Genomic DNA, 24,025 nt, shown 5'->3' on the forward strand with positions numbered 1-24,025 from the left:
GTCAGAGGATTACTTCTAGAGAGAGGTATTAGAAATGTTCGAGAAGTGTGTCGAGGAGCTCACCGAGCTCGGCGCCCAGATCACCACGGCCGAGATTGCTCAGCAGCCCGAGCTTTGGCGTGATACGCTCAACATCTATCGCGAGAACAAGGAGGCCATCGAGGCCTTTCTGGCTGAGGCTCGCGCTATGGGCGAGGGCCCTCTGTCCGTTGTCTTCACCGGTGCCGGTACGTCCGACTATGTTGGCGATACCTGCGCCCCGTACCTGCGTCACGCTGGCAACACTGATCTCTACGACTTTAAGCCCATCGCCACGACCGATATCGTGAGCGCCCCGCGCGACTTCCTGCGCGCCGAGGATCCCACGCTCGTGGTTTCCTTTGCCCGCTCTGGCAACAGCCCCGAGAGCCTTGCCGCCGTCGCCGTTGCCAAGGAGCTCGTCCACAACGTCAAGTTCCTCAACATCACCTGCGCTCCCGAGGGCAAGCTCGCTGTCGAGTCCGCAGATGACCCCAATGCGCTGACGCTGCTCATCCCGCGCGCCAACGACAAGGGCTTCGCCATGACCGGTTCCTACACCTGCATGACCCTGCTCTCTACCCTCATCTTTGACGAGGCTTCCGACGAGCAGAAGGCCGAGTGGGTCGAGACCATCGCCAAGATGGGCGAGGAGGTCATCGCTCGCGAGTCCGAGGTTGCCGATTACCTGGCTGGCGACTTCAACCGCGTGACCTACTTGGGTTCCGGCTCCTTCGGTGGCCTTGCCCAGGAGAGCCAGCTCAAGATCCTCGAGCTCGCTCACGGTCTGGTCGCTACTTCCTACGACACCTCTATGGGTTATCGTCACGGACCCAAGTCCTTCGTCGACGACAAGACCCTCGTGTTCGTGTTCGTCAACAACGATGCCTACACCCGTCAGTACGATATCGACATCCTCAACGAGATCGGTGGCGACGAGATCGCTCAGCACACCGTTGCCGTTCAGCAGGATGGCGCTACCGTCTACGAGGGCGAGTCCTTCACCTTTAAGGGCTATGAGGTACTCCCCGAGGGCTACCTTGCCCTGCCGTTCGTGATGTTTGCCCAGGCCATCAGCCTGCTCAACTCCGTGCGCGTGGGCAACACGCCCGATACGCCGAGCCCCACCGGCACGGTCAACCGCGTGGTTAAGGGCGTGACGATTCACCCCTTCACCGCTTAATCGCGTCCCCCCTGTAAGGGCGCCCGTCCGCTCATAACGGCGGGCGGGCGCTTTTTGTTTTCACTTGGACCGGGTATAAGCATCACCACAGTCAACTGCTTTAGAAGCAAGGAGTGCATATGAGCACGTACGCAATTAAGGCTGACAAGTTCTTCTTGCCGGCAGGTCCGCAGCTGGGCGGCTATCTTATGGTCGAGGATGGCGTCTTTGGCGCCTGGCAGGCCGACGAGCCCTCTTGCGAGATCAAGGACTACACGGGATCGTGGATCGCACCGGGTATGGTCGATACCCACATCCATGGCTTCTACAACCACTCAACTACCGATAACGACCCCGAGGGTATCGATATCAGCTCGACTGAGCTCGCCCGTCGCGGTACCACCAGCTGGCTACCCACGACGTTCACCGATGGCGTCGAGCAGATCAAGGACGCCTGCGCCGCCATCGCTCAGGCGGACGAGGGTCGCGGCCCCGACTTCTGCGGTGCTCGCATTCAGGGCATCTACCTGGAGGGCCCCTTCTTTACCATGAAGCACGTGGGCGCGCAGAACCCCGCTTATCTTATCGATCCCTCCGAGGAGGTCTTTGATCAGTGGCAGGAGGCTGCGGGCGGTCGCATCGTTAAGAGCGCCATGGCGGCCGAGCGCGACGGCGCCGCTGCTTATGCGGCTGCTCTGAACGCCAAGGGTGTGGTGACCAGCATCGGTCACTCCGACGCCACCTACGATGAGTGCATCGCCGCCATCAACGCCGGTGCCAGCTGCTTTACGCATACCTATAACGGCCAGCGCGGGCTGCATCACCGTGAGCCCGGTGTCGTGGGTGCTGCTATGTCCACGTCCGAGACCTACGCCGAGATCATCTGTGACGGCAAGCACGTAAACCCTGCCGCCATCAAGGCGCTGCTGCAGGCCAAGGGCTGGCAGCACACGGTGCTCATCACCGACTGCCTGGGTTGCGGCGGCATGCCCGAGGGCAGCTACACCAGTGGTGGCATGGACGTCATCATGAAAGACAACCTGTGCTGGCTCGCCGACGGCAAGAGCATTGCCGGCTCGGTGCTCACGCTTGCCCAGGGTGTCAAGAACATCGTCGACTGGGGCATCGCCAGCGCCGATATCGCCATTCGCATGGCAACCGAGGTGCCGGCACGCTCCGCGCACATCGAGGATAAGTGCGGCAGTATCATGCCGGGTCGTGACGCCGACTTTGTCGTGTTCGACCACGAGCTCACCCTCGTCGAGACGTATGTTGGCGGCCAGAGCGTCGGCAACGCCTTTACCGAGTAACGATAGAAAAAGACGGCGGGCCCGAATCTGCTCGGACCCGCCGTATGGGTTAAACGCTCAAAAGCACCTTTACAGTTACAGCTTGTTAGCGATCTTCTTTGCCGTGCGCTTGACGCCGGCCACAAGACCTCCTGCAGGATGCTCCTTCTCGTAGGCTAGACGCTTCTCGCGCTTGGCGTACTCTTCGACGATGATGTCGCCATACTCGTCTTCGATCTTGTCGAAGAAATCGACGGCGCCCTTAATTTCCTCAGCGGTCGGGTGTCCCTTTTGGACACCGCCGGTGAGTTTGAACGGCCCCCACGTATCAAAGCCGGGGCAGCCGTAGACACCCATAAAGATGGCCTGCCTCATGCGGCAGATGCCATCGATATCCTTGCCGTACCACTTGTTTTTGCCACCGTAGGTCATAAGGCCAAACACCTTGTCCTGCGGCTGCAGCACATTGGTGAGCACGCGTGCCATATCTTTGTCGATCTCGGAGTAATAGATGCCCGTGGCAACGCCGATCAGATGATATTCGTGCAGGTTGGGGTACTCGTTTTTACCGAGTGACTTCACGTCGAGGGTATCGATTTCGGGGTGCGCCTCGACGATGGCGTCCACGAGCTTTTTCGTATTGCCGTGGTGGCGCGAGGCATAAAGGATGATGGTTCGCATAAGAAGGCCTTTCAGCTGTAATTGCATCAATGTCTGTATGGTACCCCGTTGTATGGCTGGGAAACCGGACGCATCGATGAACGTGCGGGTTTGTCCTTTGGTCAGGGCCGAGACGGGTACTTGCGAGCAAAAAGCAGTTGTCCGAAAGGATGGATAATGGAATACGCTCTTTCCAACGATTCGATTTCTATCAAGGTTTCCACGGCCGGCGGCTCGTTTACCTCGATTGAGGCTAACGGACGCGAGTATTTGTGGCAGGGTGACCCCGCAGTGTGGTCCGGTCAGGCGCCGGTCTGCTTTCCGATTTGCGGAGGCCTGCGCGACGGTAACGCCATGACGTTTGCCGGGCATCATGTGAAGCTCGCCCGCCACGGCTTTGCGCGTAAGCAGGAGTGGAAGCTGTTGAGCCAAAGCGCAAACGAGCTGGCTATGTGCCTGGCATCCGAGGATAACGCCGCGCTGCTGAGCGATTATCCGTATCCGTTTAAGCTTGTCGCCCGCTATACGCTCGAGGACGCCACTGTGCGCGTCGCCTATGAGGTTACCAACGAGGGCACCGAGGACATGCCGTTCTTTATCGGTGGACATCCCGGCTTTAGGTGTCCGCTCGATGAGGGCGAGGCCTATACGGACTACGAGTTGCGCTTTGAGAAGGACGAGGCTGCGGAGCTTTGCACCGCCGTGCCCTCGACCGGATTGATTGATGTAGCTAATCGTTCAAAGAACCCCATGGTGGGAAAGACGCTGCCCCTGTCGCATGAGCTCTTCGATTTTGCGGAGACCATCTTTGACGTGCTTGAGAGCCGTCAGGTCACGCTTTCCAAGAAGGGCGAGGACAAGGGCGTCCGCCTGAGCTTCGAGGGCTTCCCGTATCTCATTGTGTGGAGCAAGCCCGAGGGCGATTTTGTGGCAGTTGAACCCTGGGGCGGCCTTTCGACCTGCTCCGATGAGGACGACGTGCTTGAGCACAAGCGTGGCTGCCTTATCGCCAAGCCCAAAGAAACCATCGTACGCTCGTTCACAATCGAGATTCTGTAGTCGCATGTAGCCAATTCGTTTTGCAAGGCATAAGGAGCCTGCGAGATAAGGAGCTAGAAATGATCCTCACCGTTACGATGAACCCGTCCGTCGATACGCGCTATCAGCTCGATGAGCTCGTCATCGACGACGTCAACCGCGTGACGCCCGAAAAGACCGCCGGCGGCAAGGGCCTCAACGTGGCCCGCGTCCTGGGCCAGCTGGGCGACGACGTTGTGGCAACCGGCCTGCTTGGTGGTCATATGGGCGCCTATATGGCCGAACTCATGGACGCCAATGGCATTAAGAATGATTTTGTGCCCATCAAGGGCGAGACTCGTATTTGCCTCAACATCCTCCACGCCGGCAACCAGACCGAGCTGCTCGAGAGCGGTCCGACGATTGCCCCCGAGGAGCTCGATGCCTTTACCGCCAAGTTTGCCGAGCTTGCGAGCAAGGCCGATGTCGTTACCATCTCGGGTTCGCTGCCCCGCGGCGTCGAGGCAGACTACTATGCCAAGATCACGGGCATTGCCGAGAATGCCGGCGCCAAGGTGCTGCTCGATACCTCGGGTGCTTCGCTCGAGGCCGCCCTTAAGTCCGAAATTAAGCCCGAGCTGGTCAAGCCTAACCTGACCGAGATCAACGGCCTTCTGGGCACGAGCTTTACCACCGACGATGTGGACGAGCTCCGCGCCGCGCTCGCCTCTGACGCCCGCTTCTCCGATATCACCTGGGTCGTCGTATCCATGGGCGCTGCCGGCTCCGTGGGCTTCCACAATGGCCGTGCGTTCCGCGCGAAGACGCCCGATATCCCCGCCGTTAACGCTACGGGCTCTGGCGATTCGACCATTGCCGGCTTCGCACATGCGATTGCTGCTGGCGCGGATGACGAGACGGTCCTGCGTACCGCCAACACCTGCGGCAAGCTCAATGCCATGGATCCCATGACTGGCCACTTGGTTATGGATCGTTGGGACGAGGTTTACAACGGCGTTGTCGTGACCGAGCTGTAAGAGCATGGGCGTCGGCCCCGGCATCGCTTGCTTGCTTGTGGTTAGGGCCGATGACAAGTGCGGTAGCATTATGCCGGGGCGCGACGCCGACTTTGTCGTGTTCAATCCCGACCTTAGCCTGGTCGAGACGTATGTGGGTGGCAACAGCGTCGGTAACGTGTTTGCCGAGTAGCCGCCAAAGAAACGATCCGAGAGGGGATTTAGATGATTTACGGTGCACTGGGCGATATCGAGGAATACCGCGGAATGCTCAAGGGCCTCGACGTGCTGATTGACTGGCTCGAGGAGAACGACCCGGCGGAGCTCGAGGTCGGCAGCCATCCGATTCTGGGCGACAAGGTCTTTGCGAACGTCATGGCTCCCACGACGCGTCCCGAGGACGAGGCTCACTATGAGACGCATCAGCGCTATCACGACCTGCAGATTGACGTCGAGGGTCGCGAGGCCTTTAAGGTCGCTACGGGTAGCCTGACGCTGGTCCAGGAGTTTGACGAGAAGGACGACTACGATTTGGTCGATTCCGACGCTTCAATCGCCGGCGATCTTGCCGACGACAAGTTCGCGCTGTTCGTTGCCGGTGAGCCTCACATGCCCACGCTCGAGTTCCCGGGCGATGGCGCACAGCCGGTCAAGAAGATTTGCTTTAAGCTGCTTGCCGACGCCTACTGGCAGGAGTAACGGGCTGCTCGGCTGAGCTGTTCGTCTGATGGCGTGATTCCCCTAGGGAAATCACGCTAGGACCCCGCCAAACGGGTTTTCCCTAGGGAAATCACGTTTGGCGGGGTTTTCTGTTTTTGAATAGGGAAGCCTCATTTATTTGCGAAGAACATCGGCTAGCCGCAGGATTGAAATCATCGACCGATAAGTGAGTTCCACTTTTTCGCCCGCAAGCAGTCGTTTCGAGCCAATCTCATCTAGCCCCACAAGCCGAGAAAACAGCGGGCCGCTCATCGTGCCATCGTCAATTGACTCCCTTATGGTCTTCAAAACGTCCGTATCATGAAGCGATGCCGAGCTGTAGGGGGCAACACGAGCGGAACTCTCAATTAACGACGAGACAAAAGGATGGAGATGCTTTGGACATAGTCCATCAAACACCACATCCCCATTGTCGTTCGAGCCGACCAGGCGCCAAGTATAATGATCGACCCAGTCATCTCCGTCATATATGGCGTCCATGAGCAACTTCCCGTCTAGAGAGAGAAACCTATTTGGACATCGGGGCGCAAGACCGCAATCCATATCGGACCTGCAGCAGCTCCAACCCAACGCACCACTTAGGTTCCCTTTCGTACATGTGTATCAATCTGCCCCGAAATGCCGGCGAATGCAATTCCAGACCCGTTTGTCGGATAGCAATCGACGTATTTTTGTTTTCCGCTCACAACCTTGTATGGATAAATCGTTCCAGCAAAAGAGAAGGGATCGTTCGCAATTTTGTCCGGAAGAACTTGCCACCTCAAAATCCCGCTACCAATATGGTCAAGCTTGACCGTTCCGCCGTCCCCCTCAAAGTGGCAAGGGGATTTACCCCAGACTGAGAGTCGGCATCGCCCTCCTTAGCAGTTATCAGCAGGCTGCCCGTATAAGACTGCTAAGGCTCACCTTCAGGACAGGCAGCCTTGGCCCAAGAAGGGCCACTCAGGCAGAACAGTCCGAGCAGCATCAATACCAGCAAAAGAAAACCCTTAGTTCTTTTCATCTATATCGCCAATATCTCTCGACATTTGTATATTGTGACTATTTTAGATCTATATGGCCAATTTGAGCCCTCACCATGGCAATTGTTGCAGCTGGGTTTCTTTTCATTAAGATTTCACTTTGGTAAATCCCCGCCCCTAAGCATTAAACCCGAAGTCCACCGAGTGGGCCGCCGTTGACGTGGCGATGTTTGGATTGGCGCGCACGCACTCAAAATCGGCAACAAAAAAGCCGCCCGAAGGCGGCTATCTTGTGTAATGGAGCCAGCGACCGGGCTCGAACCGGTGACCCCCGCTTTACGAGAGCGGTGCTCTACCAACTGAGCTACGCTGGCGGCCATATGATGACGCAACTGAGGCATCAACGGGTGTCTATGATACGGGACATCGCACATCCGCGCAAGTGTTCTGACGGCTTTTCTCACTTTAAATGCACTAAATGCACTAATATTAGAGGCGTGATGTCTGCAGTGCCCATTTGTTACTTGACCTGCTGTTGAGTTGGTGGCCGACGTCCCGCTCGTATGGGTCTCAAACAGAATGGGGCAGCCATGGCTCAACCCAAGATTCTTCTTACACGTATCGATGACCGGTTTATTTACGGGCAAGACGTTGAGCTGTGGAACGAAGCCGTGGGCTCCAACCTTGTTCTGATCGTCAACGATGAGATCGCGGCGGATTCGCGCCATTGGGCACCTATGAGGGTGGCGGCGCCAGAAGGCGTCTGGACGCGGTTTTTCTCGGTGCAAAGGGCTATCGACATCATTCATACCGCAACGCCGCGTCAATGGATTCTGGTCATGGTAGCCTCACCTGCCGACGCGCTCGCGCTGGTTAAGGGTGGTGTGCCGATCACCAAGATTAGCATCGGCCATATGCAGGCAGGGGAGGGCAAGCGTCCTGTGACGCCCGCGGTTGCCATTGACGATGCAGACGTCGCCGCCCTCAAAGAACTCCAAGCGCTCGGCATAGAGCTGGAAATCCGTTATCTCCCCAGCTCCGACCCAGATCCTATCGAGAACCTGCTCGCGTGATTCCTTGGGGACGGAGGAAAACGGATCGTATTTTCCCGTGGAGGAGCGGCGAGATGCCCTCGGCCAGGAATTGGGGCCATCTACTACTTTTGGTCGCTTACCTCGAACAACGATGAAAATCTCAATATTAAAACCGCAGGTAGCGAACGTGCGATTTTTGAAAATAGGGGCGTATGGTCAGGGGTGCGGGAGTAAAAGTAGTAGATGGGCGCAATCTGTAGCGCGCCGATTTCAGGCATGTTGGCGCATGTGTCGGAGCTATGAAAAGAGTGTCCCTTTCGACTAGTCTTTTAGAACGTCAATGACTGCACCACAGCTTAAGCCGTTCGCAAAAACGGCTCCTAAATCTGTTTCGTTAATTGAATTGCGTAAATATGGTTAATCAGATAACCGAAATTTGGTTAAATGTAAACTGTAAATTTGGTTAAACGCGCTGATAAACAATGGTGAAAAATATGCCAAAAAAGTACTACACTCGAATTATCGAAAATGAGCTCGACCAGATGCTAGGGATATTCGGTGCCGTTCTCATCGAAGGACCGAAATGGTGCGGAAAGACGACCACGGCCGAGACCCGTGCGGCGTCCAGGCTCCTTCTCATGGACCCGTCCCGCAACTTCGAGAATCGCTTGCGTGCCGAGACTGACCCGGCTCTTGCCGTTTCCGGCGAGGTGCCGCGGCTGATTGACGAGTGGCAGGAGGTTCCGAAACTTTGGGACGCGGCACGGTTTGAGTGCGACAACCGCAGCGGCGAGCCTGGTCAGTTCATATTTACGGGGTCAGCGACACCGCGAGACGACGAACGTCCAATGCACAGTGGCGCTGGAAGGTTCGCTAAATTGCGCATGGATACCATGACGCTTTTCGAGCTTGGGAAATCCAGCGGCGCGGTTAAGCTGTCGGGCATTATTTCTGGCGAAAAGTTCAATGGCGCTTTCGGATCGCTGGATTCCGCCTCGATTGCCGAGTACGTTGTCCGTGGCGGATGGCCCGCGGCGGTCGGTCGCGATGCGCTGGCTGCGTCGGCGATGGCGAAACGTTACATCGGCATAGTCGCCGAAGAAGATTTGTCTCGTGTCGACGGCTCTCGCCGCGACCCTGAAAAGGTCAAAGCTGTCATCGAATCGCTTGCGCGCAATGAATCCACTTTGGCGACACTCAAGACGCTCGTAGCCGATCTTGGTGGAGAAGTATCGAGACAAACGGCGGCATCATATATATCCCTTCTCGCTCGGGTTAGTTTCGTTCGCGATATTCCCGCATGGAACCCCGCAATGAGATCTCCCGTGCACTTAAGAGAATCGAAGAAGCATCATCTCGCTGATCCGTCACTGGCGGCCGCTGCGCTCGGAGCGACTCCGGCGACATTGCTGCTAGATTTCAAGACGCTTGGGCTGCTTTTTGAATCGTTGGCCCTTCATGATTTGTGGGTTTATGCGCAGGCAAATGGAATGGGCCTCTATCACTATCACGATTCTCGCGATCTAGAAGTCGATGCAGTCATTGCGGCTCCCGGTGGAACGTGGATCCCGGTCGAAATCAAGCTCAGCTCCGCCCAAATCGAAGAGGCGTCTGACAGCCTTATTGCTGTCGAGAAGCGTATGGTTGCCGCCGGAAACAACCCGCCAGTTTCGAAAGTCGTGATCATCGGGTTTGGTTCGCAAGCCTATGTTACCGAGCGTGGCGTCCAAGTTGTTCCGCTGGATGTTCTCGCGCCGTAACGCGACGGTCGAAGCGGGACGGACGCCACCATTGCGCGCGAGGACACGGCATCATCGATGATGCGGCGGCCACATTCGGCAAAGAGTGTCCCCAACGACTAGTCGTTTAGGAACGCCCCCAATGACTAGGTAGAAAAACGCCCGTCGGCGGTGGTGCCGGCGGGCGCTGCTGTGCGATATGTCGCGTTGTGGGCTTAATGCCTCATAAAGTGGTACTCGATCACATTGCTGTAGGGGTGACCCGGGCCCACAATGCCCTGCGGGAACAGCGGCTGGTGCGGCGTGTCGGGGTACATCTCTGCCTCGAGGGCAAAGCCGGCGCCCCAGCCATAGTTGGCATCGTCCTTGGCGTGCTCGTCACCCAGCCAGTTGCCGGTGTAGAGCTGCACGCCCGGGGCGGTGGTGTAGTAGTCCAGCTCACGGCCGGTCCACATCTCCTCGACGTGCATCGCGCGGCGCAGATTACGGCCGTACTGATAGCCATCGATGCACAGACAGTGATCGTAGCCACGGGCGTGCTTAATCTGCGGATCGTCGGCCTCCATGCCAGGCGCGACGGGGCGCAGCTCGCGAAAGTCAAACGGCGTGCCCTCGACCGGAGCGATCTCGCCGGTGGGGATGCTCTGCTCGTTGATGGGCAGGTAGTGGGCAGCGTTGGCAACAAAGAAGTGCTCACAGTCCATGCCGGCGTTATGACCGGCAAGGTTAAAGTACGTGTGGTTGGTCATGGACACGTAGGTGGCGCGGTCGCTCTCGCAGCCATACTCGATACGGAAACGTCCGGTGCGTGTAACGGTAAACACGGCCGTAAAGGTGCGGTTGCCGGGGAGACCCAGCTCGCCATCCTCAAGCGAGGTGGTCATGCGCACGGCGTTGTGGACCTCGTCGAGCTCAACATCCCACACGCGCTTGTGCAGGCCGTGCTCAAGATCGCTGTGCAGGTTGTTGACACCTTCGTTGGCCGGCATATGCCAGTCCGTGCCGGCGATGGTGATCGTGGCGCCCGCGATGCGGTTTGCCACGGGGCCGATGGTCGCGCCAAAGCAGGCGGGGTTGTCAAAGTAATCCTCGAGCTTATCGAAGCCCAGCACCACATCACGCACGTTGCCGGGGATGTCGGGCACGTCGATGCCCAGCACGGTGGCGCCATAGTCCATAATGCGAACGCAGATCTCGGGCCCGTTGAGGGTGTAGCGATGAACGGGGGTACCGCACGGCGCGGTGCCGAAAAGCTCGGAAGTGATCATTTAGTTCCTAACATCGAGGTATTTCGGACAAACTGTAGCGCGAACAGGCAAGATTATCACTACACCCCACTAAAGCAGGGGGTATTTTTCTCAAAAAAGTGATGATTAGGGCTGCGTGGGCGTTCATTTTTGACGCGTACGAGTCTGATACAATTTGTTCGTTACTGTTTGAATGATATGCGCGCAGAGAACGGCGAGGATTCATCGTGATTAAGGCAGAGCGACAGGATAAGGTTCGTCAGCTGCTCGAGGAGCAGGGCACGGTCTCGGTCAAGGAGATTTCGGATGCGCTGGGCGTTTCGGACATGACGATTCGCCGCGACCTCGAAGAACTTGCGAGTCTGGGTGAGATCGAGCGCGTGCACGGCGGCGCCCGCAGTGCGCAGGGTCGTCCCCACGCTATGTTGCGCCATGAGTATTCGCACAGCGAAAAGCGCACCAAGCATGCCGAGGAAAAACTGCAGATCGCACGCCGTGCTGTGGAGCTTATCGAGGAGGGCTCTACTATCTTTTTGGGCACGGGCACCACGGTTGAGCAGATGGCCTCGATGCTGCCGACGTTTCGCCTGCGCATTGTGACCAATTCGCTTTCGGTGTTTAACCTGCTCGAGGCGCGCGAAGACTGCGAGCTGTGCCTCGTGGGCGGTATGTACCGTCGCCGCACCGCCGCTTTTGTGGGACCGACGGCCGAGGATACCCTGCGTGCGCTGGGCATCGATGCGGCGTTTATCGGCGCCAACGGCATTCTGGATGGCGACGTGTCTACGTCCAACATGGACGAGGGCCGTATCCAGCAGCTCGCTTTTAGCAAGGCCGACTCGCGCTATCTGATCGCCGACTCCAGCAAGATCGGCAAGCGCGACTTCTACACCTTCTGCCGCCTGGACAGCCTGGATGCCGTGGTGTGCGAGCCGGGTATCTCGGTCGAGGACCGCGCCGCCATCGAGGAGCACACGCAGGTCATCTGCTAGCTAACGCCGCAGACGATACTTCTGTCCTCTGCCGGCGCGGGGATTATCGCTTCACAATGACGCGCAGAATGATATGCATATGCGCTCGGGCCAGGTATTCAGCTTGTGGGCTAGACCAGGCGGGCGTAGTTCTGTGACTGATGAAAGATGTGGGCGATATAGATTGTTTCGTGCTCAAACTTGTATAGACACACGTAGTTGTTGACGGGAAACGATCGGTAATTACGTGCCGCTAGCTCTTGCATGTGCGAGAGGGGACGTAAAAGCGGCTGCTCGCGAAGCAGATCAAGCTGATATTCAAACTCAGCGACAAAATTGCCCGCTGCACGCGGATTCTTGAGGATTTGAGCAAGGTATCCGACAATACTCTCGTACTCATATCGTGCGCTTTTGAGGATTACGACGTTATAGGTCATATTTGTCTCGTATCGAAGCCGCGAAGGATTCGTAGTCGCTGTAGTCGCCTTGCGATATTTCGTCTTCTGCCAACATCATACGAGACAGCAGTTTTGCCTTGGCGATTTCTTCTTGCATGAGGCGATACTGGTCGCTGCTGATGCAGTGCATGGCCTCGTAGCCGTTCTTAGTTACGGTGACGTCGCGCTCAGACTCAACAAGCGTGGTGAATGCAGCAGTGTCCTTCATATCTCGGACGGGCACACAAGCTGACATGGGTACCTCCTTTGCGTCGGGACACAATTGTACCACGGTATGTTAAAACGTCGGCGTCGTTGGATTATCTCAATCTGTAACAGTTGGGAGTAGAAAACCGGGTTAGATGTTACAGATCGAGATATTCTGCTTCGGGCTACCCGTTTGTCTCGATCTGTAACAGGTAGGGCCGAAAACCCCTGCTAGATGTTACAGATTGAGACAAACGGCCTGTTCGGACCGAGCCAAAATAAAAAAGGCCGCATGCGAACCCGCGGAGGGATTCGCATGCGGCCGACAGGGGGTATGCGGTGGAAACTAGGCCATGAGCAGGCCGGTCTCTGCGACGTTCTTGTACCAGTACGCGCTCGCCTTGGGATAGCGCTTCTGGGTCTCAAAGTCGATGTAGAACAGACCATAGCGCTTGTTGTAGCCGTTGGTCCAGGAGAACTGATCCTGCAGCGACCACACAAAGTAGCCGTCGACGTTCACGCCGCCGTCGATTGCCTTGAGGATCCACGCGAGATGCTGGCGCATGTAGTCGATACGAGGGGCGTCGTCGATAAAGCCGTCCTCGAAGTCGTCCTTATAGCCCATGCCGTTCTCGGTGATGTAGATCTTCTTGTAGTTGGGGTAATCGTTTTTAATGCGGAGCAGCAGATCGTACAAGCCCTCAGGATAGATGATCCAGTCCCAATCGGTGGTGGGAACGCCTTCGCGCACGCATGACTCGCCCACGCCCTTGAGGAACCAGCGCGAGGAGCCCTTGTCGCCGGTGCCATTGTGGTTGATGTCGTTTTCGCCCTCGGCGGCACGCAGGAACTGGCACTTGTAGGTGTTGACGCCCAGGCAATCGTTGTAGGGGAGCGCGGCGGTCAGCGCGGCGATGTCCTCATCGCGGACGTCGAGCTCGCCGCCGGCGATATGGGCCAGCTTGGTCGCAGCCTCCATGGTGTCGGCTGCATAGTGGCCGCGGAAGGTGGCGTCGAGTACCCAGCGGTTGTTGATGACGTCGGCCATGCGAGCTGCCTCACAGTCGGCAGCGCTGTTGGGGTTGAGGGGATACTTGGGCTCCAGGTTCTGGACGATGCCGATCTCGCCCTCAAAGCCGCCCTCATGGAAGGCGACGACAGCCTTGGCGTGGGCCACCATCATGTTGTGCATGAGCTGGAAGGCCTTGTCCAAGCGATACTTCTCGCCGTGCGGCCAGTTGCCGACGATAAAGCTGCCCTCGGCGGTCGCGGGAATCTCGTTAAAGGTAAACCAGTGCTTGACCTCGGTGAACTCGGCAAAGCAGAACTTGGCGTACTCGACGAAGGCATCGATGGTCGTGCGCGTCAGGAAGCCCTCGCCGCCGTCCTGATAAAAGGCCTCGGGCGTATCGAAGTGATCGAGCGTGACATAGGGGATAACGCCGGCATTGTTGCAGGTGGCAAAGAGCTCGTGATAGAAGGCGACGCCCTCGGGGTTGATCTCGCCAGTGCCGTTGGGGAAGATGCGGCTCCAGGCGATGGAGACACGGATGCCGTTGATGCCGAAGCGCTGGCACAGGTCGATATCGACCGGATATTTGTTGTAGAAGTCGCTTGCAGGATCGGGGGAGAAGCGACCCTGAGCAGCCAGGAAATCGTCCCAGGGCACTTTGCCCTTGCCGTGTGTACGGGTCTCGCCTTCAACCTGGTAAGCAGCGGTGGCGCCGCCAAACACAAAGCCGTCGGGGAACTGCATGGGGTTGGTCATGAGTCATCCTTTCTGTGGGATACGAATAGGGAGAGGTGCCCGAACTGGGGATTCGGGCACCAACAGAGGGAGGTAACTAGTCGAGGTTCTCGCGGAGCCACTTGATGGCGCCAGCGGGGTCACGGGTAAGGTCGATATATTCCTTACCGCGCGGGGCGAGCAGCTTAATGCCCAGACGATCGGTGTCGGCCTTCATGTCGTTGTAGTAGCTACGGACCTGCGGGGCAAGCACGATAACGTCGTACTGATCCATGATGGCAGTGTGCTGACCATAGGCGCCTGCGGAGGAAGCAATATTCTCTCCGGTCTGTGCGGCACCTTCCTTGATGGCGTTGGCAAGCATGGCAGAGGTGCCGGCGCCGGCGCACAGGACGAGGACCTTCAGGCCGTCGACATCCTTCTTGGCGGATGCGTCGGCGGCAGGCTCGGGCTGATCGGCGACAGGCTTGCTGTCGGTGGCAGCGGCGGTCGTCTCGACGGAAGCGGTAGTCTGCTCGACAGCGGGCGCAGAGGCGTTGGGGGCGATGACGGCAGCACCATCGGACTCAAGACCCAGCTCGGCGGCGCGCTCGGCCTCCTGGTCGCAGAGCAGCTTATCGTATGCCTTCAAGAACGGCAGGTAGATGATGGCGTCCAGCAAGATGATGATCGCGACAAATACCAGGGCAATAAGCTGGAAGTTCGTGGTGATGAAGATGCCGATGGGGGCAGGGGTAGCCCAAGGCACCACGAAGGAGAAGCCGTTCATGCCCACGTTATCGATAAAGAACTTGGCAACACTCACGTTGACGCAGCCGGCGGCAACAAAGGGGATGAGCATGTAGGGGTTAAGGATCATCGGCGCGCCAAAGAGCAGCGGTTCGTTGACGGCGAAGGCAACAGGAACGATCGAGGCCTTGCCGACGGCTTTGAGCTGCTTGGATTTCATAAAGAGAATCAGCAGAAGCGGCACGATGAACGTGGCGCCGGTGCCGCCGAACTCACCCACGAGCGACATGTTAAAGGTGAGGGAGTGGGCGGGGTGGCCGCCTGCCAGCAGAACCTGCAGGTTTTCGGCCTGGTTGGCAAGACGGATGGGGTCGATGCCCGGCTGGACGATCGAGGGGCCGTGGACGCCGATGAACCAGAAGAACGCGGTGGCTGCCTGGATAAGGATAAGGCCAGGATAGGTTTCTGCAGCGGTGAAGAGCGGGGAGAGCAGTTTGATAAGCAGCTCGGAGAACGGAACGCCCATGAGGTTGCGCACGACGACATCGATGATGCCGCAGATGATGACGGCGCCGCCAAAGGGGATGATGTCGCGGAAGTTCTGAGCGATGGCGCCCGGAACCTCCTTGGGCAGCTTAATGGTCAAATCGCGCGAAACGCAGAATTTATAGACCCACACGGTAATGAACGCGGCGATATAGGCCGAGAACAGACCGCGCGTGCCCATGCTGGTGCAATCGAAGACCGAAAGTTCGGAGCCGTTGAACTTGGTGGTGAACTGCGTGACTGCGAGCAGCAGCATGCTGCACTGGGCGGCCACCATGGTGGAACCGTCGTTGAGCACTTTGCCGGCGGGCATACGACGGTTCATGGATGCCGTGAAGTTCTTGGCGGTGGTGCCGGCAACCATGATGCCCATGACGCCCATGGTGAAGTTGTAGAGCTTGTTGCACCAGTCGATGAGCGGCTGGGGCAGCGTGATGCCGACTACGCCGGGAAGGGTGGCAATGAGCAGAAAGATCGAAGAGGTGAGGACAATGGGCATGCACCCAAGGAATCCGTCCTTGATGGCCTGGAGGTATATGTTCCTCGAGATCTTCTCAAAGAACGGCTGATGCTTTTCGAGCATCTTTACGATGGCGTCCATAGAGCTCCTTTGCTACTTGATGCGCGATGCATGTGGATGGAACTGGTCGTCGATGGATGGTCAGGACTGCCCGGAAACCTTCCTGTTTAAGGAAGGCATTGCGAAATGACAACGTTGTCATTTCGTTAATGACAACGTTGTCATTTTTGGAAGAGCAACAAGGATATACGGGTGAGTGGTCGATATTGTTCGGTAAACGGTTGATTTATCAGTCAGGCAGGTAGTGTATGCTAGAACGCAAAAACAAGCGATGTAAAACCGACTGGAGAAGCAGTGGCAACGATGGACAAGAAAAATGTCTCAATGAATGATGTGGCGATTGCCGCTGGTGTTTCTCTCAAGACGGTTTCGCGCGTGATTAACGAGCCCGATAGCGTGCGAGAGTCGACACGCGATAAGGTTCATTCGGCCATGGAGGCGCTCGGGTTTCGAGCCAACTTTGCCGAGCGTTCGCTCAAGTTGGGCCGTTACGGGTGCATCGGCGTCGTGCTGTTCCACTTGTCGGGCGGTGCCGTGGACATGATCGACGGTATCGCCGATGCCGCCGAAGAACGCGGCTTTGCGCTCACGATGATTAAGAAGCGCGCAGGGGAAAAGATGACCCTTGCCGATGCGGCGCGTAGGATGTCGCAGCTGCCTGTTGATGGCATGATCTTTAACCTGCGTCAGATGGTCGATGACTTTGATACCTTCGAGGCTCCGAAAGACCTCAAGACGGTGATTATCACACCGATGGAGCATCCTACCTGCTCTACCGTCAGTGACGATCAAGAGGGTGGTGCGCGCATGGCGTGCGAGTACTTCTTGAATCACGGGCACAAGAACGTGTACTTCGTTTCGGGTAAGAAAGAGTCGCTGTCGAGTCAGTGCCGTATGAAAGGTTGGCGTGCGGCACTCGAGGCGCGTGGCATTGAGCCGCCCGAGCCTCTGCAAGGCGATTGGAATGCGGATAGTGGCTATGCCGCGGGCCTTGTGCTTGCCGATAAGCCCGATTGCACGGCGGTCCTCGCTGCTAACGACTGCATGGCAAACGGCGTGATGATGGCTCTACGTGACAAAGGGCTCAATGTGCCCGACGACGTGTCCGTGATCGGTTTCGACGATGAGCTCTACAAGACGATTCCCAACTCGATTCTGACGTCGGTGAAGTTTCGCCACCGCGAGCTGGGCATCCGTGCGCTTAACGAGGTCGTCGCAGGTCTGGAAGCCCCGAGCTCCAGAAGCCGTACGCTCGTCTCGGGTGTGTTGGTCGAGCGCGCGAGCGTGCGGGATCTGCGGGCGTAGACGTGCTCGGCCTGCTCGTCTAAATCTGTAACAGGTGGGACCCGAAAACTCGGCTAGATGTTACAGATTGAGATGAACAGGAGGACGGGTGCGGTCTAAACAAAATGGCCCGCGCATCACACATCGATGCACGGGCCATTTATTGTCTGCGAGCGGCAGGTGGTGTCAGCGTCTTATGCCTCGAGGTTTTCCTCGATCCAGGCGACGGCACCCTTGGGATCCTTAGTGAGGTCGATGTACTGTTTGCCCTTGGGCGACAGCAGCGTGATGCCCAGGCGGTCGGTGTCGGCCTTCATCTCGTTGTAATAGGTGCGAACCTGCGGAGCCAGGACGATGACGTTGTACTGGTCCATGATGGCGTAGTGACTGCCGTAGGCACCGGCGTTGGCGGTAATGTCGATGCCCAGCTCGTCGGCGCCTTCCTTAAGCGCGTTGGCGAGCAGTGCAGAGGTGCCGGCGCCAGCGCACAGAACCAGAACCCTCAGATCCTTGCCCTTAAGGGCGGACGGAGCTGCGGAGGCCTCAGTGGCAGAAGCGGTCTCGACAACAGGAGCCTCAACGGCGGGGGCGTCAGCGGTCTTGACGGTCTTGGTCTCCTCGGCCTCTTCTTCGGCCAGGGTCTCGGCCTCCTGCTTGCACAGGACGTTGTCGTAGGCCTTGCAGAACGGGTAGTAGATCAAGAAGTCAACGACCAGCAGGACGACAACCAGGACCAGAGAGATCGGCTGGAAGTTGGTGTCGATGAAGGTGCCGATCGGTCCGGGGAGTGCCCACGGCATGGCATAGATAAAGCCGTTCATGCCCAAAAAGTCGATGAAGAACTTACCAATGAGGACGTTGGCCACGGGGGCAAACAGGAACGGGATCAGGAAGTACGGGTTGAGGATGATGGGCGCGGCGAACAGCAGCGGCTCGTTGACGGCGAACATCACGGGTACGACAGAGGCTTTGCCGACGGCCTTGAGCTGCTTGGAGCGCATAAAGAGCAGGAAGATGATCGGGACAATGAACGTGGCGCCGGTGCCGCCGAGTTCGCCGATGTAGTTACCGAAGTTCTCGGTCAGGGCGAGGGCGGGGTGACCGCCGGCCTGCAGCGTGGCGAGGTTAGTGGTGATGTTGCCAAACAGCGCGGCGTTGAGGGCAGGCTTAACGACCGAGGGGCCGTGGATGCCCATGAACCAGAACAGCGGGATCATGAACCAGATGAGGGCGAGGCCGGCGTAGGAATCGGCAGCGGCGAACAGCGGGCTCACCAGCGTGGAGATGACGTTGGCAAACGGGACGGCCAAGCAGGTGCGGCAGATAACGTCGATGACGGCGACAAACAGGATGGAGAAGCTGAAGGCGAAGATGTCGCGGAAGTTCTGGGCGATGGCGCCGGGGACTTCTTTGGGCAGCTTGATGGTGATGTCTCGCTTAATGCAGAAGGCATAGATGTTGACCGTGGCAAATGCGGCGACAAAGGAGCTCAGCAGGCCCTTGGTGCCCATGTTGTCGGTAAAGAACACCGAGACATCGGCGCCGTCGATCTTGGCACTCGTCTGGGTAACGGCCAAGATGAGCATAGCGCACATGGCGGCGACCATGGTGCTCGTGGCGTTGATGGCCTTGCCGGCAGGCATGCGGCGGTTCTTGGAGCCGGTCAGCGCGCTTGCGGTGGTGCCGGCGACCATGATGCCCACGACGCCCATCGTGAAGTTGTAAACCTTGTTGCAGAAGTTCACGACGTCGACGTTCCACCAGTCGGGCAGCGTAAAGCCGCCGACCGTGGCGACAACGCCCGGCAGGGTCGAAATAAGCAGGAAGACAGAAGAAGACAGGATGATGGGCATTGCTGCCAAAAAGCCGTCTTTAATGGCCTGAAGGTAGATGTTCTTAGAGACCTTGTCGAAGTACGGCTGACCTTTCTCCAAGAACTTAACGATCGATTCCATAGTTCACGCTCCTCTTTGCATGAAATCTTAATGGCATGGACGTTGAAAACCTATATGGTCTCCCGCTTGCTAAAAGCCCGGGTGCAGGCGGGGTCGGTCCCAGGGGGAGAGAGGGGAGCGGCTGGGTTTGTATCGCATGGGGCCGCTCCCCCTCGGGGGAAAGCGAGGCGATGCGCTACTGCGCGTCCGCCATAGTGTCGGCGAGCTCCTTGTACCAGAGTGCCGACTGCTTGATGTAGCGTTTTTGCGTGTCGAAGTCGATGTAGAACAGGCCGTAGCGCTTGTTATAGCCATTGGCCCACGAGAACTGGTCCTGCAGGCTCCAGATAAAGTAGCCCTGGACGTCGACGCCCTCGGCACGCGCCTGGAGCACCTTCTCCATGTGCTGGTCGACAAAGTCGATGCGCTCGGGATCGGCGACGATGCCGTTTGCGTCGGGCTCGGGGTCCTTGTGGCCCAGGCCGTTTTCGGTGATATAGATGACGGGGAGGTTGGGATAGGTGGCGCTGATGTGCTTGAGCGTGTCGTAGAGGCCTTGCGGGTAGATGAGCCAATCCCAGTCGGTGGTGGGGATACCCGGCATATCGACCTGCTGCCCGACGCCCTTAAACTTAAAGCACGAGGTGCCCTTGTCTCCGGTGCCGTTAAAGCTGTTGGTGGACTCGCCATCGTAGGCGGCGATAAACGCCGACTGATAGTAGTTGAGGCCGAACATATCGTTGCGGGGCGCCGCCTTGGCGAGCTCCTCCATGTCGCTGTCCTCAACCGTAAGCGTGGCGTTGTTGGCACGCAGAATCTCGTTGATGAGTGAGAGGGTGCGCGCGGAGTAGTGACCCAGGAAGGCGCCGTCCATGATGAAGTCGGTGTAGAAGGCGTTGTACAGGTCGGCGGCGTGCTGGTCGGCGGGCGAGTCTGTGGCAGGATATGCCGGCGTCAGGACGTTGACCATGCCAATGCGTCCGCCCAGGTGCTCGGTCTCGTCAAGATCCTTATACAGGTTGACGGCGCGGGCGTGGGCAACGAGCTCGTTGTGCTGGCTCTGGATGCCGCTCGTCACATCAAAGTGATGGTTGGGCGGGAAGTTGCCTTGGATGTATTGGGAGTGCGAGAGGCTGATGAGCTCGTTGATGGTGAACCAATTCTTGACCTCGCGGAACTCGCGGAAGCAGAACTCGGCATAGCGCACATAGGCGTCGACGGTCTTGCGGTTGAGCCAGTCGCCCTGGTTGAACAGGGCGGCGGGGGAGTCAAAGTGATGCAGGGACACATAGGGCTCGACGCCATACTTTTTGCAGCAGGCGAACAGCTCGTGGTAGTGCTTAACGCCCTCGGCGAGGGGCTCGGCATCGTCGCCGTTGGGGAAGATGCGGGTCCAGGCGATGGACACACGGATGGCGTTGAGTCCATGCTCGGCAGAAAGGCGGATATCCTCCTCGTAGCGGTTGTAGAAATCACTGGCCGGGTCGGGCAAAAAGCGACCCTGGGCGACAAGGTAATCGTCCCACATGGTCTTACCCTTGCCTGCCACCTTCGTGGAACCTTCCGTTTGGTACGCGGCGGTTGCGGCGCCCCAAACAAAGCCCTTCGGCAGCTGCTGTACGCGGTTTAGCAAAGACATATGCATACACCCTCTCGTCTCGCTGTTCGATATTGTGCGTTTGCGCTCAGGAGGCTCCCTGGTTAGCGTTCAGCGGTGAAAAAGCCCGATAAACACTATCTTAAAATGATTAGAACCAAAATGAGCACGTGAACATTTGACAATGAGCACGTTAACATCCGGCTGGGATGTATAGAAACAAAACAACTTCAAACAGCCGCGAACGGTTGTATTTGTTCGGTAAGCGGTTTTGATTGACAGAAGTTTTCATGTTGTGGTATATGGCTCGGGTATCATGAGCACGTTATCAATGTATGTACGATGCGCCATGGGCGCGGGGAATAGTTGGGAAGCAGGTTAGCGTGGAAGGCATGGCTCAGCAGACAAGGAATGGTCATTCGGCGAGCGCGGCAGAAGTTGCGGCGCTCGCTGGCGTGAGCCGCCAGACTGTGTCTCGCGTGGTCAACGGTATGCCCAACGTGACGGAAAAGACGCGCAAGCGTGTGCTGGCCGCCATGGAAGAGCTGGGCTTTCGTCCCAATTTTGCTGGAGCGGCGTTGCGCGGCGGGTCGTATCGTTCTATTGGCCTGTGCATGTACAACATCACACGTGTCGGTAACCTGGCGACGCTCGAGGGTATCATGCAAGCGGCGCGCGAGCACGATTTTGCCGTCACTATGATCGAGATGGGCGGCGACAAGCCCTATACACTTGCCGATGCCTCGCGCCGCATGGTCGAGCGACCCGTCGACGGCATGATTCTCAACATGAACCGCATGGCTCCCGATTTTGAGGAGTTTGTTCCCCAGCCGGGAGTGCGAACGGTCATCCTGTCCATGTATGCGCATCCGCGCTGCACGACGATCGACTCCGACCAGTATGGTTCGTGCGAGCTGTTGACCAATTATCTGCTGGAACATGGTCACTCGAATATGCGGTTTGTGGCGGGTCCGGAAAACTCGATTTCCTCGCGTTTTCGTGAGGCCGGTTGGCGCGATACGCTGGGTCGTGCTCATGTCGATGCCGCTCCGATGCTGCGTGGCGATTGGAGTGCGGACAGTGGGTACGCCATGGGCGAGCGGATTGCGGCCGAGGTGCTTGCCGGCGGGTCGCAGGCGCCGACTGCCGTGCTTGCGGCAAATGACCAGATGGCGCTGGGCGTTATCGCCGCGCTCGAGAACGCGGGCCTGTCCGTGCCCGACGACGTGAGCGTGGTTGGTATCGACGACGCACTCGAGGGACTTGTTCCTCACAATCGACTGACGACGCTGCGATTTGATTTGCGCGGTGTCGGTAAGCTTGCGTTTGAGGCGGCGATTGGAGAGAGCTCGTCTATCGAGGCGATTCATGTGCCGAGTACGCTGGTCGAACGCTCGACTGTTAGGGACATACGGGGTTAGGTCCTACTCCGTTTGTCTCGATTTGTAACAGGTAGACGGTCAAAAGCGGGCTACGTGTTACAGATTTAGATTCTTCGGAAAGAGCAATCCTGTTCGTCTCAATCTGTAACAGCTAGGACCAAAAAACTCGGCTAGATGTTACAGATCGAGACAAACGGCTCCCGACCAGCCCAAAAACAAAAAGACCGGGGGCGGCGCGCCGTGTGACGTGCCGCCCCCGGCTGAGAAATGGGGACAGGTTGTGTGAGCGGGCAACCCCGCCAGCCACTAGTCCAGACGACGGGTCTGCGCCACGTGCTTGTACCAGTAGGCGCTTGCCTTGGGCGTGCGCTTCTGGGTTTCAAAGTCAACGTAAAAGAAGCCGTAACGCTTGTTGTAGCCATTGGTCCAGGAGAACTGATCCTGCAGGCTCCACAGGAAGTAGCCGCCCACGTTGACGCCCACCTCCATGGCCTTGAGCAGCCAACGCAGGTGCTGCTCGATGTAGTCGATGCGCGGCTGGTCGTCCACAAAACCGTTCTTGTAGGGGTCCTTGTAGCCCATGCCGTTCTCGGTGATGAAGATCTGCTTGTAGTTGGGGTAGCGCTGCTTAATGTAGACGAGCAGATCGAACAGGCCCTCGGGATAGATGATCCAGTCCCAGTCGGTGGTGGGGATGCCAGGCTTGTTCACATGCTCGCCAATACCCTTAACGCGCCAGCGGCCGGTGCCCTTCTCGCCCGTACCGTTGTGGTGCAGGTCGTTCTCGCCGTCGTAGGCCTTCAAGAAGCGGCACTGATAGTTGTTAACGCCCAGGTAGTCGTTGTAGAGCGCTGCCTCGCGCATAATCTCGAGGTCCTCGTCCAGGATCTCGATGGTGCCGCCCGAGACGGCAGCCAGGCGGTTGGCGCACTCGAGGGTGTCGGGCGCGTAGTCGCCGCGGAAGGTGGCGTCGAGCAAAAACTGGTTTTGCAGCACGTGCTCGTTGTTGGCGGCTTTGATGTCGGCGGGGTCGTTTTCGTTGAGCGGGTACTTGAACTCCAACGACTGAATGACGCCGATTTTGCCCTTAAAGCCGCCGTTGTGGAAGGCCAGCACTGCCTTGGCGTGGGCGAGCATCATGTTGTGCTCGCACTGGAAGGCCTCGGCAAGATGCGCCTTGACGCCACCGGGGAAGGTGCCCTCGATGTAGGTGTTGGAGGCATCGGCCCAGATCTCGTTAAAGGTGAACCAGTAGGTCACCTGGTCGGCGTACTCCTTAAAGCAGAAGGTGGCAAAGTCCACAAAGGCATCGATGGTCTCGCGGTTGAGGAAGTCGCCCTTCTCAAAGAGGGGAAGCGGCGTATCGAAGTGATGCAGCGTGACAAACGGCTCAACGTGGTGCTTGTGGCACTCGGCGAAGAGATCGTGGTAGAACTGCACGCCCTCGGGGTTGATTTCGCCGGTGCCGTTGGGGAAGATGCGGCTCCAGGCGATGGAGAGGCGAATGCCGTTGATGCCAAACTCCTCGCACAGCTCCAGATCGACGGGGTACTGGTTGTAGAAGTCCGAAGCGGGATCGGGGGAGAAGCGCCCCTGGGCCTCCAGGAAGTCGTCCCAGGCGACCTTGCCCTTACCGTGGGTACGGGTCTCGCCCTCTACCTGGTAGGCAGCAGTGGCGCCGCCAAAGATAAAGTCCTCGGGAAACTGCGCGGGCGGGTTGGTGACGCTAACAGGGTTAACGGACATG

At 58.0% G+C, this 24,025-nt stretch carries 21 protein-coding genes and 1 tRNA gene; 11 read left to right on the forward strand and 11 right to left on the reverse strand.

The window, feature by feature from the left end; all coding sequences use genetic code 11:
• Positions 1–34 precede the first annotated feature (34 nt).
• Together DXD24_RS04180 and nagA are read left to right on the forward strand one after the other, a co-directional pair.
• Positions 35–1,201: an SIS domain-containing protein gene (locus tag DXD24_RS04180; protein WP_117646247.1), complete on the forward strand. Its 1,167-nt coding sequence runs from the start codon at positions 35–37 to the stop codon at positions 1,199–1,201.
• A gap of 119 nt (positions 1,202–1,320) precedes the next feature.
• Positions 1,321–2,490, forward strand: coding sequence for an N-acetylglucosamine-6-phosphate deacetylase (gene nagA / locus DXD24_RS04185; RefSeq protein ID WP_117646248.1), 1,170 nt, complete (start codon positions 1,321–1,323; stop codon positions 2,488–2,490).
• A gap of 75 nt (positions 2,491–2,565) precedes the next feature.
• Here the strand turns inward: nagA and DXD24_RS04190 are convergent, their stop codons facing one another.
• A complete protein-coding gene (locus tag DXD24_RS04190; protein ID WP_229089801.1) occupies positions 2,566–3,150 on the reverse strand; it encodes a flavodoxin domain-containing protein in 585 nt (194 codons plus the stop codon).
• 156 nt (positions 3,151–3,306) lie between these two features.
• Between DXD24_RS04190 and DXD24_RS04195 the strand changes: the two genes are divergently transcribed.
• The 4 genes from DXD24_RS04195 to DXD24_RS04210 are packed head-to-tail and all read left to right on the forward strand — an operon-like array spanning position 3,307 to position 5,861.
• Positions 3,307–4,188: an aldose 1-epimerase family protein gene (locus tag DXD24_RS04195; protein WP_117564753.1), complete on the forward strand. Its 882-nt coding sequence runs from the start codon at positions 3,307–3,309 to the stop codon at positions 4,186–4,188.
• 59 nt (positions 4,189–4,247) lie between these two features.
• Positions 4,248–5,183, forward strand: a complete 936-nt coding sequence (locus DXD24_RS04200; protein ID WP_117646249.1) for a hexose kinase — start codon at positions 4,248–4,250, stop codon at positions 5,181–5,183.
• A 4-nt stretch (positions 5,184–5,187) separates the two neighbouring features.
• Positions 5,188–5,355 (forward strand): hypothetical protein, encoded by a 168-nt coding sequence (locus DXD24_RS04205; protein ID WP_199407932.1) that lies wholly within the window; start codon positions 5,188–5,190, stop codon positions 5,353–5,355.
• Between the two features lie 32 nt (positions 5,356–5,387).
• Positions 5,388–5,861 carry a YhcH/YjgK/YiaL family protein gene (locus DXD24_RS04210; RefSeq protein ID WP_117564755.1) on the forward strand — a complete coding sequence of 158 codons (474 nt, stop codon included), beginning with the start codon at positions 5,388–5,390 and terminating at the stop codon, positions 5,859–5,861.
• Positions 5,862–5,996: 135 nt separating this feature from the next.
• Here DXD24_RS04210 and DXD24_RS04215 read toward each other — a convergent pair whose 3' ends face one another.
• Together DXD24_RS04215 and DXD24_RS04220 are read right to left on the reverse strand one after the other, a co-directional pair.
• Positions 5,997–6,362 carry a hypothetical protein gene (locus tag DXD24_RS04215; RefSeq protein WP_117564756.1) on the reverse strand — a complete coding sequence of 122 codons (366 nt, stop codon included), beginning with the start codon at positions 6,360–6,362 and terminating at the stop codon, positions 5,997–5,999.
• Between the two features lie 780 nt (positions 6,363–7,142).
• Positions 7,143–7,218, reverse strand: a tRNA-Thr gene (locus tag DXD24_RS04220).
• Positions 7,219–7,434: 216 nt separating this feature from the next.
• Here DXD24_RS04220 and DXD24_RS04225 point away from each other — a divergent pair.
• Together DXD24_RS04225 and DXD24_RS04230 are read left to right on the forward strand one after the other, a co-directional pair.
• The gene (locus DXD24_RS04225; RefSeq protein WP_117564757.1) at positions 7,435–7,917 is read left to right on the forward strand and encodes a PTS sugar transporter subunit IIB; all 483 of its coding nucleotides are present in this window, start codon (positions 7,435–7,437) and stop codon (positions 7,915–7,917) included.
• A 455-nt stretch (positions 7,918–8,372) separates the two neighbouring features.
• Positions 8,373–9,638 (forward strand): ATP-binding protein, encoded by a 1,266-nt coding sequence (locus DXD24_RS04230; RefSeq protein WP_158550147.1) that lies wholly within the window; start codon positions 8,373–8,375, stop codon positions 9,636–9,638.
• A 194-nt stretch (positions 9,639–9,832) separates the two neighbouring features.
• On the opposite strand, the gene DXD24_RS04235 is transcribed toward DXD24_RS04230, so the two are convergent.
• Positions 9,833–10,885, reverse strand: coding sequence for an aldose epimerase family protein (locus DXD24_RS04235; RefSeq protein ID WP_117564759.1), 1,053 nt, complete (start codon positions 10,883–10,885; stop codon positions 9,833–9,835).
• A gap of 206 nt (positions 10,886–11,091) precedes the next feature.
• Between DXD24_RS04235 and DXD24_RS04240 the strand changes: the two genes are divergently transcribed.
• On the forward strand, positions 11,092–11,856 hold the full coding sequence (locus DXD24_RS04240; RefSeq protein ID WP_233502325.1) for a DeoR/GlpR family DNA-binding transcription regulator: 765 nt from the start codon (positions 11,092–11,094) through the stop codon (positions 11,854–11,856).
• A gap of 110 nt (positions 11,857–11,966) precedes the next feature.
• Here the strand turns inward: DXD24_RS04240 and DXD24_RS04245 are convergent, their stop codons facing one another.
• The 4 genes from DXD24_RS04245 to DXD24_RS04260 all read right to left on the reverse strand — a co-directional run bounded on the left by DXD24_RS04245 (position 11,967) and on the right by DXD24_RS04260 (position 16,102).
• A complete protein-coding gene (locus DXD24_RS04245) occupies positions 11,967–12,272 on the reverse strand; it encodes a type II toxin-antitoxin system RelE/ParE family toxin (protein ID WP_117564760.1) in 306 nt (101 codons plus the stop codon).
• On the reverse strand, positions 12,262–12,528 hold the full coding sequence (locus DXD24_RS04250) for a type II toxin-antitoxin system Phd/YefM family antitoxin (RefSeq protein WP_117564761.1): 267 nt from the start codon (positions 12,526–12,528) through the stop codon (positions 12,262–12,264). Before DXD24_RS04250 ends, DXD24_RS04245 begins: the two co-directional genes overlap by 11 nt.
• Positions 12,529–12,825: 297 nt before the next feature.
• A complete protein-coding gene (lacG, locus tag DXD24_RS04255; protein ID WP_199407933.1) occupies positions 12,826–14,247 on the reverse strand; it encodes a 6-phospho-beta-galactosidase in 1,422 nt (473 codons plus the stop codon).
• A 76-nt stretch (positions 14,248–14,323) separates the two neighbouring features.
• Positions 14,324–16,102 carry a PTS lactose transporter subunit IIBC gene (locus DXD24_RS04260; protein ID WP_117564762.1) on the reverse strand — a complete coding sequence of 593 codons (1,779 nt, stop codon included), beginning with the start codon at positions 16,100–16,102 and terminating at the stop codon, positions 14,324–14,326.
• Positions 16,103–16,384: 282 nt separating this feature from the next.
• Between DXD24_RS04260 and DXD24_RS04265 the strand changes: the two genes are divergently transcribed.
• Entirely contained in the window at positions 16,385–17,386 is a 1,002-nt protein-coding gene (locus DXD24_RS04265) for a LacI family DNA-binding transcriptional regulator (protein ID WP_147326346.1), read from the forward strand.
• Between the two features lie 173 nt (positions 17,387–17,559).
• Here DXD24_RS04265 and DXD24_RS04270 read toward each other — a convergent pair whose 3' ends face one another.
• Positions 17,560–19,320: a PTS lactose transporter subunit IIBC gene (locus DXD24_RS04270; RefSeq protein WP_117564764.1), complete on the reverse strand. Its 1,761-nt coding sequence runs from the start codon at positions 19,318–19,320 to the stop codon at positions 17,560–17,562.
• Positions 19,321–19,495: 175 nt separating this feature from the next.
• Positions 19,496–20,944, reverse strand: a complete 1,449-nt coding sequence (lacG, locus tag DXD24_RS04275; protein ID WP_006234822.1) for a 6-phospho-beta-galactosidase — start codon at positions 20,942–20,944, stop codon at positions 19,496–19,498.
• A 344-nt stretch (positions 20,945–21,288) separates the two neighbouring features.
• Between lacG (DXD24_RS04275) and DXD24_RS04280 the strand changes: the two genes are divergently transcribed.
• Entirely contained in the window at positions 21,289–22,317 is a 1,029-nt protein-coding gene (locus DXD24_RS04280) for a LacI family DNA-binding transcriptional regulator (protein WP_055310566.1), read from the forward strand.
• A 267-nt stretch (positions 22,318–22,584) separates the two neighbouring features.
• Here the strand turns inward: DXD24_RS04280 and lacG (DXD24_RS04285) are convergent, their stop codons facing one another.
• The gene (gene lacG / locus DXD24_RS04285; protein WP_117564765.1) at positions 22,585–24,024 is read right to left on the reverse strand and encodes a 6-phospho-beta-galactosidase; all 1,440 of its coding nucleotides are present in this window, start codon (positions 24,022–24,024) and stop codon (positions 22,585–22,587) included.
• Position 24,025 lies beyond the last annotated feature (1 nt).

It is taken from the genome of Collinsella sp. TF12-2AT, assembly GCF_003436735.1.
GTDB lineage: Bacteria > Actinomycetota > Coriobacteriia > Coriobacteriales > Coriobacteriaceae > Collinsella.